The sequence below is a fragment of the Mesorhizobium sp. M0077 genome (assembly GCF_040322955.1).
Classification (GTDB): Bacteria; Pseudomonadota; Alphaproteobacteria; order Rhizobiales; family Rhizobiaceae; genus Mesorhizobium.
The window spans coordinates 763,701-773,121 of the sequence record NZ_JAMYUL010000001.1 but is presented as its reverse complement, the minus strand read 5'-3'; the positions used below and the strand labels follow the sequence as shown (position 1 = coordinate 773,121).

At 60.3% G+C, this 9,421-nt stretch carries 8 protein-coding genes and 1 tRNA gene; 5 read left to right on the top strand and 4 right to left on the bottom strand.

Going from position 1 to position 9,421, the window contains the following annotated elements; translation table 11 throughout:
• Positions 1 to 375 precede the first annotated feature (375 nt).
• The gene (locus NKJ57_RS03770; protein ID WP_084567180.1) at positions 376 to 1,362 is read right to left on the bottom strand and encodes a 5'-nucleotidase; all 987 of its coding nucleotides are present in this window, start codon (positions 1,360 to 1,362) and stop codon (positions 376 to 378) included.
• 364 nt (positions 1,363 to 1,726) lie between these two features.
• Here NKJ57_RS03770 and NKJ57_RS03765 point away from each other — a divergent pair, with 364 nt between their 5' ends.
• Genes NKJ57_RS03765 through NKJ57_RS03755 form a run of 3 tightly spaced genes read left to right on the top strand, consistent with a single transcriptional unit; the run spans position 1,727 to position 4,298 of the window.
• Positions 1,727 to 2,101 carry a DUF3489 domain-containing protein gene (locus NKJ57_RS03765; protein WP_352510524.1) on the top strand — a complete coding sequence of 125 codons (375 nt, stop codon included), beginning with the start codon at positions 1,727 to 1,729 and terminating at the stop codon, positions 2,099 to 2,101.
• Between the two features lie 5 nt (positions 2,102 to 2,106).
• Entirely contained in the window at positions 2,107 to 2,613 is a 507-nt protein-coding gene (locus tag NKJ57_RS03760) for a DUF2924 domain-containing protein (RefSeq protein WP_352510523.1), read from the top strand.
• Positions 2,610 to 4,298 (top strand): recombinase family protein, encoded by a 1,689-nt coding sequence (locus NKJ57_RS03755; protein WP_352510522.1) that lies wholly within the window; start codon positions 2,610 to 2,612, stop codon positions 4,296 to 4,298. Before NKJ57_RS03760 ends, NKJ57_RS03755 begins: the two co-directional genes overlap by 4 nt.
• A gap of 214 nt (positions 4,299 to 4,512) precedes the next feature.
• Here NKJ57_RS03755 and NKJ57_RS03750 read toward each other — a convergent pair.
• Positions 4,513 to 4,588, bottom strand: a tRNA-Ile gene (locus tag NKJ57_RS03750).
• Positions 4,589 to 4,722: 134 nt separating this feature from the next.
• Between NKJ57_RS03750 and NKJ57_RS03745 the strand changes: the two genes are divergently transcribed.
• The gene (locus tag NKJ57_RS03745; RefSeq protein WP_352510521.1) at positions 4,723 to 5,433 is read left to right on the top strand and encodes an SIMPL domain-containing protein; all 711 of its coding nucleotides are present in this window, start codon (positions 4,723 to 4,725) and stop codon (positions 5,431 to 5,433) included.
• A gap of 258 nt (positions 5,434 to 5,691) precedes the next feature.
• Here NKJ57_RS03745 and NKJ57_RS03740 read toward each other — a convergent pair whose 3' ends face one another.
• Both NKJ57_RS03740 and NKJ57_RS03735 read right to left on the bottom strand, forming a co-directional pair.
• Entirely contained in the window at positions 5,692 to 6,036 is a 345-nt protein-coding gene (locus NKJ57_RS03740) for a hypothetical protein (protein WP_023713887.1), read from the bottom strand.
• Between the two features lie 220 nt (positions 6,037 to 6,256).
• Complete coding sequence (locus NKJ57_RS03735; RefSeq protein ID WP_023672465.1) at positions 6,257 to 6,703, bottom strand: YcgN family cysteine cluster protein; 447 nt, start codon at positions 6,701 to 6,703, stop codon at positions 6,257 to 6,259.
• A 202-nt stretch (positions 6,704 to 6,905) separates the two neighbouring features.
• Between NKJ57_RS03735 and NKJ57_RS03730 the strand changes: the two genes are divergently transcribed.
• Positions 6,906 to 9,101 (top strand): OmpA family protein, encoded by a 2,196-nt coding sequence (locus NKJ57_RS03730; protein WP_023741129.1) that lies wholly within the window; start codon positions 6,906 to 6,908, stop codon positions 9,099 to 9,101.
• Positions 9,102 to 9,421 lie beyond the last annotated feature (320 nt).

The following is a 9,421-nucleotide window of genomic DNA, read 5'->3' as shown; positions in this document are numbered from 1 at the left end:
CCCTGCCCTATCGAGCACCAGAGCCTACGGAGTGATTTGCCCAATGATCAACTGCGGCGCTGAGGCCGCTGCCTTCGTCGCGGCGATGCGCAATGCACCTCAGAGGATCGCGAAGGAACGCGACCTTCAAGAAATACGGCCGTCAGTAGCAGCGCTAGTCCATTGTGTTGTGGCTATCCTCGCGGATCAATGTCCGGTGTGTCGCCACTTAGATGTGCCGCCTAGCGCTCGCAATGTCCGCTTTTGGGAACGCCGAAATGGGTCTAAACGGCCGACATGAGGCGCAAAGCCGCCGTTCGGCTTCCACTATGCCCAGAGCGCATGCCGTCACGTTCCGACGCTCAGTCAAAGCGAACCAGATCTAATCCTGAAGAATCAGCCGGCCGGGATTACCGGCGCAGCCGGATCGTGAGGTCCGGGAACATGGCCGGCAGGAACCACTGCCGCCGCGCCTAAAACGTGCTTCTCTTGATCATCAAAGAAAATGTGGGCCCCGAGCGCCTTCAGGATGGGTGCTTTCTCACGGCTGCCTACGAAGTGCGCCTCGTCAGCCGGTGTTCCCCACGCTCTCAGCGTCCGAATTACGCGCTCATGCGCAGGGGCATTCCGGGCAGTGACAAGTGCGATGCGGACCTTACTCACGTTGCCCTCATTAAGGAAAACTCGGCGCAATGCCGATAACTTGTGAAGAAAATTGCCAAACGGGCCGCGCGCCATCGGATTGCTCGCGTTCGCGGTCTCATGCGCAAGGAAAGCCTCCAGGCCCTTTTCTTTGTAGATTGCGTCGGACTCGGGGCCAAACACTACAGCATCGCCGTCGAACGCGACCCGGACCTCGCCCTGGGGTGTTTCGGCACGATCCTTGGGCGCCAAGCCAAGCCGAGCAGCGGCTGCTCCGCCGTCTACCGCTCCTTTTACATCCGTGTCCGCGTTTGAGAGAAATAGGTCAATGCCCCAAGCAGGAACAAAAGGAGCGAGTGACCGCCCGCTAGTAAAACTGCCTGTCTTGACGACAAGCCCATAATGATCGATCGACTTGAACGCTCGGAGAGAGAGGTCGGGCGAGTTCTGGGACAGAAGGATCACTTCAACATACGGAGCAGCCTCAGGATCGTTCAGCGCGAGTAACCGCTCGACTACCTCAAAGCCAGCACCCCTGCGGAGGATCACGTCCTCGCGTTCGAGCTGCATGGCCGCATACGACTTGACGCCGTAGTTCTCGAATACGCGATGTTCCTCCTCCAGATCAAAAAGAGCGCGCGTAGAGATTCCGATGCGGAGAGGGCTGGCCCTTAGCGTAGACCCTGGATCGCCTTTCCCCTTGTCATCTTCGGCTGTAAGAGAGGCTTCCGCGATTTCCATTTGCCCTTCCTCCGATATTAAGACAGCCTAGGCAATGCCTTTTCTATATTTGACTTATTTCCGAAGAATTGAAGATCTGCGGTTCATTGCAGATCGCTGTCATTTCATCGCGATTTCCTAACTTTTCAAATGCCGGATGGAATTGGGTGCATCGACACGTCGTGGCAAGGTCCACTGGTGTGGTCTAAGCCTTGAGGCAGCGATATTCGACTGGACTTCATACGGCAACGGAGCATTGGTGTTGCCAGCGCAGCAGAAGAACAATGGATTAAGAACGAGCAGAATCTCCAGCCCGCCAAAGCAGCGGGCTTCGGTCAGTACAAGCGCCGGAATGGTCCGGGCTTCTAACTGATGGAGATTTGAAATGTCTATCTTTAACAACACCACTATGAAGGCCGACAATGCGGAAGCCGCCGATACGGCACCCAGCGTCGACGACAGCACCCCAACCCGGAAGCCGCGCGAGAAGTCCGTGGTGACCGTCGCAGTGACGGTCAAGAAGGCAAAGGACGAAGCGCCCGCAGCGCCTACCAAAACCGACATCGTCCTCAAGAAGCTGAAGTCGGCCAAAGGCGCTACAATCCAAACTTTGATGGATGCGACGGGATGGCAGGCGCATTCGGTGCGGGGTTTCCTCTCCGGTACCGTCAAGAAGAAGCTTGGCCACGAACTGCTCAGCGAAACCGGCAAGGACGGACAAAGGCGGTACCGCATTGCCGAGGCGAAGACCGCCGGTTGACCTAGATGCGCAAAAGACAGGATCTGGATAGTGAGATCGCCGGGATTGGCGGTCTCACGCGTGATGAACTCACGGCAGCATGGAAAAAGGCCTATGGCTGCCCGCCGCCCAAAGGGGTCAAACGTGGGTTGCTTGAACGGTCGGCCGCCTGGCATCTCCAGGCCAAGCGATTGGGTGGTTTACCTTCGACCGTCAAGAAAACACTCGGAGCAGGCAACGCGCGCCGGTCCAACGTAAAGGCTGTCCAACCGAGCAATACTGGACCGGATCGCGAGGACGGTGTTCCGTCGGTCCGAGCAGCGTCATCGGATAAGGCACTAACGTCCCCGCCACGATCCCTTCCGCCAAGAATCGGCTCCCGTCTGGTGCGGGAATGGAATGGCCGGATGCACGTTATCGAAGTGGTCTATGACGGCTTCGTGCTCGATGGCAAGACGTACGGATCGCTGTCGGCTGTCGCCCGCCGCATTACCGGCGCCCATTGGTCTGGCCCGAGGTTCTTTGGCCTATGACAGCAATCCCTCGCCTCAACTGCGCGATCTACACTCGCAAATCGACCGAAGAGGGATTGGAGCAGGAATTCAATTCGCTCGATGCCCAGCGCGAAGCGTGCGCGGCCTTCATCGCATCGCAGGTCGGTCTTGGCTGGAAGTTGATGCCAAGCCACTACGATGACGGCGGGATTTCGGGCGGCACGATGGAGCGCCCTGCCCTGCAGCGTCTCCTACAGGACATCCGGGACAAAGAGGTCGATGTGGTGGTCGTCTATAAGATCGACCGCCTCACCCGTTCGCTGATGGATTTTTCCAAGATCGTCGAGATCTTCGATGCCAGCTCCGTCTCGTTTGTCTCGGTCACGCAGCAGTTCAACACCACAACCTCAATGGGTAGGCTCACGCTCAACGTGCTCTTGTCCTTCGCCCAGTTCGAGCGAGAGGTTACAGCAGAGCGTATCCGCGACAAGATCGCGGCCTCGAAGAAGAAAGGCATGTGGATGGGTGGCGTGGTGCCCCTGGGCTATCGTGTCGAGTACCGCAAGCTGGTGATTGACGAAACCGAGGCACAAACAGTCAGATACCTGTTCGCCCGCTATCTCACCCTGAGGTCAGTGCGCGACCTTGTCGATGAGGCTGCGAGCGACGGGGTTTCCACACGATCGCGACACCTCAAAGACGGATCAGTTGCAGTTACCATGCCGTTTGGTCGCGGCAACCTCTACCACCTGCTTTCGAACCCGGTCTACGTCGGCAAGATCAGGCACAAGGATCAGGTCTACGATGGAGAGCACAAGCAGATTGTCACGTCTGCCACGTTCGACGAGGCCCAGGCACTACTTGCCTCTCAGGCGCCGCGGCGGCGAAGCGAGTCCAATGTCACGCAAGCCCATTTGCTCACCGGTCTGCTCTTTGATGAAGCGGGCGAGAAATTGCGATCGGTTCATGCCAACAAGCAAGGTGTTCGCTACCGATACTATGTCTCAAAGCAGTTCGTCGATGAGCGCACGAAAGGTTCCGAGGGCTGGCGTCTTCCGGCACCCGCACTTGAATCAGTTGTTGAGCATCGCCTCAATCTGATTCTCAGTGATCAAGCCCAACTGTCTGATTGGATTCGGCAATGGGCAGACTCTGGCGAAATCCAGGCAGCGATGCGGCGAGTTGACGAGACGCGGTCGTGTTGGGCTTCAGGCACTACGGATGCGAAGCGATCTCTGCTCCAAAAGATCGTTCACAGGATCACCGTCAAGCTTGGGTTATTGACCATCGAACTGGATCGCCGCTTGCTATCGGAATTGCTTCTCGACCGAAAGCTGCCACCCAACGATAGCGCCCAAGTAACTTCCATCGAATGTCCAATCGGAATGAAGCGTCGCGGCGTCGAAACGCGGATCGTGCTTACCAACGGATCCAACATCAACCGGGCACCCGATGCCGCCTTGATCAACCTTCTGCGCCGCGCCCAGCTATATCTCAGCCAACTTACAGACGGAGTCGGTCGCAGCCTTACCGACGTTGCCATGCTCAACGGCACCGATACATCCGAGGTCAGCCGCCTATTGCCCTTCGCTTTCCTCGCTCCAAAAATTGCGGCCAACATCGTTGCAGGTGATCAACCTGTTGAACTAACGGCGCACCGGCTGTCCCGATGGTCGGACCTCCCCCTTGCCTGGGCCGACCAGGCTTCACTCCTCGGCTTCTAATCATCCGGCGAGCATCTCGCCGATCAGTCGCCCATCACTTTGGCAAACACTTGGCTACGGAATTCGCCCGACAGAGACGGACGACCACAAGTCAGGTGTTTCAGGCGCTCACTGCGTCGTCTCGGCCAAGTGTTGCCCACTACCGGGTGCTAACCCACGGAAAGGTCGGAGCTATTCTGAGACGGATGGAAACCCAAAAAATGAGGGGACTGGATGGTGGGCCCGGAGGGACTCGAACCCCCAACCAAGCGGTTATGAGCCGCCGGCTCTAACCATTGAGCTACAGGCCCCACGCGCGCTGGATTAGTGTTTTTCCTTGCGCGGCACAAGGCTTTCCGGACGGGCTGGCCGAGATCGCCCAAATCAGCCCATATTCGCGCCCTAGTCGACAGGCGCGACTGGATCGCACATCGAGGAGATTTTCATGACCAGACATATTTTGCCGCTCGCACTTGCCGCCGCGATCGCTTTTCCGGCGATAGCAAGCGCTGCCGATTCGCTGCCCCCGCCCCGGATCATCGTGTCGGGTGAAGGCCAGTCGACCGTGGCGCCCGACCTGGCGCTGCTGACGCTCAGCGTCATGCGCGAGGCCAAGACCGCACGCGCGGCACTCGACGCCAACAACGACGCCATGGCCGCCGTGATCGCGGCAATGAAGTCGGCAGGGATCAAGGATCGCGACCTGCAGACCGCCGGCATCCAGATCAACCCGCGTTACAATTACACCAACAAGCCCGACGGCAGCCAGGAAGCCGAGCTTGTCGCTTACCAGGTGACCAACACACTCTCGGTGCGCATTCGCGACATCGACAAAACAGGTGAGGTTCTCGACAAGGCTGTGTCGCTCGGCGTCAACCAGGGCGGCGGCATTTCGTTCTCCAACGAGGATCCGAAGGCTGCCGTCACCGAAGCCCGCAAGAAGGCGGTCGCCGATGCCATGGCCAAGGCCAAGACGCTGGCCGAAGCCGCCGGCGTCAGCATCGGCCGGGTGCTGGAAATCACCGACCAGAACGTTGCGCCGGCGCCGATGCCGATCAATGCCAAGGCCTTCGATGCGGCAGGCGCCGCGGTTCCCGTGCAGGCCGGCGAGAATGCCTACGCCGTGCAGGTAACAGTGACATTCGAGCTTAAGTAGCAGGCCGCCGGGCCGGGTGCGGTTCTGCTGAACCCGTCGGCCGGAACCGCTATCGCCGACATGAAAAACCCCGGAGGACTGGCCTCCGGGGTTTTTTCGAGCCGCACCCTTCCGCGGAGGGAAAGGGGCTCCTGGCTGACCCTAGAAGGGTCATGCCGCTACTCCAGGCTGATCCTCGCGGAGGAACATGCCTCCGGATCGACCTTCGCAGAAGGTCGTATCCCAGACTGATCTTCGCAGAAGATCAGTCTGGTTCTGTTAGCGATAAATAACCGGGCAGCCGCGCTCATTGGCGAACACGATCACAACGCGATCGCCATACTGACGGCCGGCGACCTTCACCACGCGGCGATTGACATCGACGATGCGGACGCGGTGCAGGCCCATGCGCTCGGCCTTGTCGAGGGCGCGATCCGGCGAGCAGCGGCGCCAATTGCGGTCACGGCGAAAGCCGTCCTCATCGTCGCCGGTGTAGACGCCGACGCGGCGGTCATGGTTGTTGCCGAAGCCGAGATAGATCGAGTCCGCCTGGGCGGGCACTGCGGCAAGCGTGCCGAGAGCTACGAGACCCGAAAGGGCTGCCGTCTTGAATGAGTTGAACATTGTCTTCTCTCCTTGTTGAGGGCTTGCGCCCGTCTTGGTCGAACCGATGGGGGGAGAATGCTCCTTGCAATCTGAACTCTTCGCGAACCGGCCGTTCATTTTCGGTTAATCTGCCCGACAGGTTGAAAGCAACCGCCCCTTCCACCGCTGCAAACGATCCTGACCGTCAAAAACGTCCAATGGCGCAGAACGCCCTATGGCAGCGTCCGTTCCAGAATGCTCAGGGCTCGTCATCGAGCATATAGTCGAAATAGTCGTCCGGCTCGGCCAGATCGGTCTCACTGGCGCGGACGCGGCCGCGCATGGAGATGCCGGCATCATGAACGGTCTCGGCACTTCCCGACACCAGCCTGTGCCACCAATAGAGGTCGTGCCCCTCGGCAACCAGCCGGTAGGCACAGGTTTTCGGCAGCCACGTGATGGTGCGCACATTCTGCGGCGTCAACCCGACACAGTCCGGCACGCGCGCCAGCCGGTTGGCATAGTCCGAACAGCGGCAGCTTTGCCCATCGAACAGCCGGCAGCCGACTGATGTCCAGTAGATCTCGCCGGTATCCTCGTCCTCGAGTTTAGACAGGCAGCATTTTCCGCAGCCGTCGCACAGCGATTCCCACTCGGTGGGCGTCATCGCTTCCAGCGTCTTGGTCTTCCAGAACGGCGTTTCCATTATGGGTCGAGATGTGGCCTCCGCATGCGGCAAGGTCAAGCTGTTGTGTGACTTCAAGTTCCGGCCGCACCATAGGAAAAACATGAAGTTGCCTTCAAAACGCCGGTCAATCGTCCTTGGGTGCGGGTAATGCCTGCAAACCGGAACCAATCCGGTCAAGGACAGTTTGGGCAGGGATGGGACCCCACAAGGAGAATTTAAGATGAAACGCCAACCACGGGTACTGGCAGGTACGGCACTTGGCCTGCTTATGGCATCCGCGCCGTTGGGCGCATCCCCGTTGCAGGGCAACGCCGTTTTCGGCCCCTTGCAGCACACGGCCGCGCCACTGATCCTGGTCCAGGACGACCCTGCTGCAGATGGTCAGCAGACCGACCAGGAACTGCCGCGCAAAAAGAAACGCCAGCAGGCCGAACAGGCAGCGCCGGCCGCCGAGCAGCCTGCACCGGCTGCAGAGCAACCCGCCCCTGCCGCCGAGGAACAACAGCCGCGCAGGAAGAAGCGGGATCAGCAGCAGACCGAGCAGGCCCCGGCCGAACAGGCCGCACCTGCCGCTGAGGAACAGCAGCCGCGCAAAAAGAAGCGCAATCAACAGCAGCAGATCGAGGCGGCGCCTGCGGATGAGGGCGGCGCCCAGGCAGCGCCGGCGACCGATGAGCAGCCGCTCAAGCCACGCAAGAAGAAGCGTGACCAGCAGCAGATCGAGGCAGCACCGGCTGAACAACCGGCCGAACAGGTAGCTCCGGCAAATGAAGAACAGCCGCTAAAGCCACGCAAGAAGAAGCGCGACCAACAGCAGATCGAAGCGGCGCCCGCTGAACAGCCGGCCCAGCAGCCTGCCGAGCAAGCAGCGCCCACCGAACAGGTGGCGCCGGCAAACGACAACAAGTCGGGCAAGAAAAAGCGCAAGCAGGATCAGCAGATTGAGGCCGCGCCTGCCGACAAAGCGCCAGACGTCAAAGTTGCGCCTGCCGGAGAGCCCGCGCCGCAGGCCGAGCCGATTCAGCCCCCGGCCGATCAGCAAGCGGCTCCCGCCGAAGGTGAACAGCCGAAGGATCAGGCGAAAAAGCACGGCAAAAAAACTGTCGGCGAACAGCCGGTGACGGGCGAACAGCAGCCTGCGACCGGTGAACCACAGCCTGCGGAGCAACCGGCCAATGCCGAGCAGCCCGCGCAAGGTGAGACGCCGGCGCAAGGCGAAGCCACGGCCAATCCAGACGAAGCACCCATCCTGGACAGCCAGAAGGATGCCAGGCGCAAGCACCGCAAGGACCAGGGCGGCAACAGCCAGAATGGCGATGGCCAAAATGGGAACGGCCAGAATGCTGGCGGCCAGACGGGCGAGCAGCCCGCGCAGGGCGGCAGCGAGGCGCAAGCCCCGAAGCCGGCTCCGGTCGACCAGGGACCGCCGCCCACCGACGACAAGTCGGCTCAGCAGGCAATTCAGCCAGAAAAGATCGCCCCGGTGACGGAGGAAAAAGGCAAACGCGTCGAGCGTGCACCCGATGAGAACGTCCGCGACCGCCGGCGTCCAAGAGGCGTCGACGTCGTCAAGGAACTCGGCGACCGCGTCATCCTGCAGTTCAACAACCAGACGATCGTGCAAAGCAATGACGCCCCGCGCATGCACCGCGGCGCCAGGAATGTTTACTACGAGGATCTGTCGGGCAACCGCACCCGCGAAATCGTCGAGCGCGACAATGGCATCCAGATCGTCACCATCCGCAACCGCAATGGCGACGTCATCAGGCGATCGCGCATCACGCCGGATGGGCACGAATATGTGCTGAGCTATGTCGACGAGCGCAGCTATGACGACGACAACGACTGGCGCGATCCCGGTGACGACCTGCCGCCGATGCGGCTCACCATCCCGCGCCGCGAGTACATCCTCGATTCGGAAGATGTCGAAAGCCCGGACGATTATTACGAGTTCCTCGAACAACCGCCGGTGGAGAAGGTCCAGCGCCTCTATTCCATCGACGAAGTGAAGCGTTCGGCGCGCGTGCGCGACATTGCCCGTCGCGTCGACCTCGACACATTGAACTTCGAGTTCGGCTCGGCCTCGATATCCGACACCGAAGTGCAGAAACTGGAAGGCGTCGCCACGGCCATGGAGAAACTGTTGAAGAAGAACCCGGCCGAAACCTTCCTGATCGAAGGCCACACCGATGCGGTTGGCACGCCGGAGGCAAACCTTGCTCTGTCCGACCGGCGCGCTGAGTCTGTCGCCGAAGCGCTGACCAATGCCTTCGGCATCCCGCCGGAAAACCTGACCACTCAGGGCTATGGCGAGGAATACCTCAAGGTCAACACCACGGCGCCCAACCGCGAGAACCGCCGCGTCGGCATCCGTCGCATCACCTCGCTGGTGGCACCGGTGGCGAGTAACAATTGATCTGCTTTCCAATGGCTTGAGCAGCTTTCTGGAATCAGATCGACAACAAGGACCCATCCCGGCAGACCGGGATGGGTCGAGCTGCGGACAGCAATCCCGGTTCAACAAGAATTGTACTGGTATTAGAACCGGCTCATTGAATAGAGCGGCCGCCCTCCCCAGATTCAAGGCTGGGCGTTCCCTGCCCCGTCCCGACTCCAGCGGGATGCATTGAACCCCGCCGGCCCTCCCGGCGGGGTTTTTTTGCGTCGCAATTTGCCTTGCAAACCGCGGCAAGCTGATCGAAATACCCCAGTCGACATCAAAGCTGACCGGAACCG

Coding starts and splice junctions, on each gene's coding strand:
- NKJ57_RS03730 (WP_023741129.1), top strand. CDS start 6,906: ATGAAACGCCAACCACGGGTACTGGCAGGTACGGCACTTGGCCTGCTT.
- NKJ57_RS03735 (WP_023672465.1), bottom strand. CDS start 6,703: ATGGAAACGCCGTTCTGGAAGACCAAGACGCTGGAAGCGATGACGCCC.
- NKJ57_RS03765 (WP_352510524.1), top strand. CDS start 1,727: ATGTCTATCTTTAACAACACCACTATGAAGGCCGACAATGCGGAAGCC.
- NKJ57_RS03740 (WP_023713887.1), bottom strand. CDS start 6,036: ATGTTCAACTCATTCAAGACGGCAGCCCTTTCGGGTCTCGTAGCTCTC.
- NKJ57_RS03760 (WP_352510523.1), top strand. CDS start 2,107: ATGCGCAAAAGACAGGATCTGGATAGTGAGATCGCCGGGATTGGCGGT.
- NKJ57_RS03770 (WP_084567180.1), bottom strand. CDS start 1,362: ATGGAAATCGCGGAAGCCTCTCTTACAGCCGAAGATGACAAGGGGAAA.
- NKJ57_RS03745 (WP_352510521.1), top strand. CDS start 4,723: ATGACCAGACATATTTTGCCGCTCGCACTTGCCGCCGCGATCGCTTTT.
- NKJ57_RS03755 (WP_352510522.1), top strand. CDS start 2,610: ATGACAGCAATCCCTCGCCTCAACTGCGCGATCTACACTCGCAAATCG.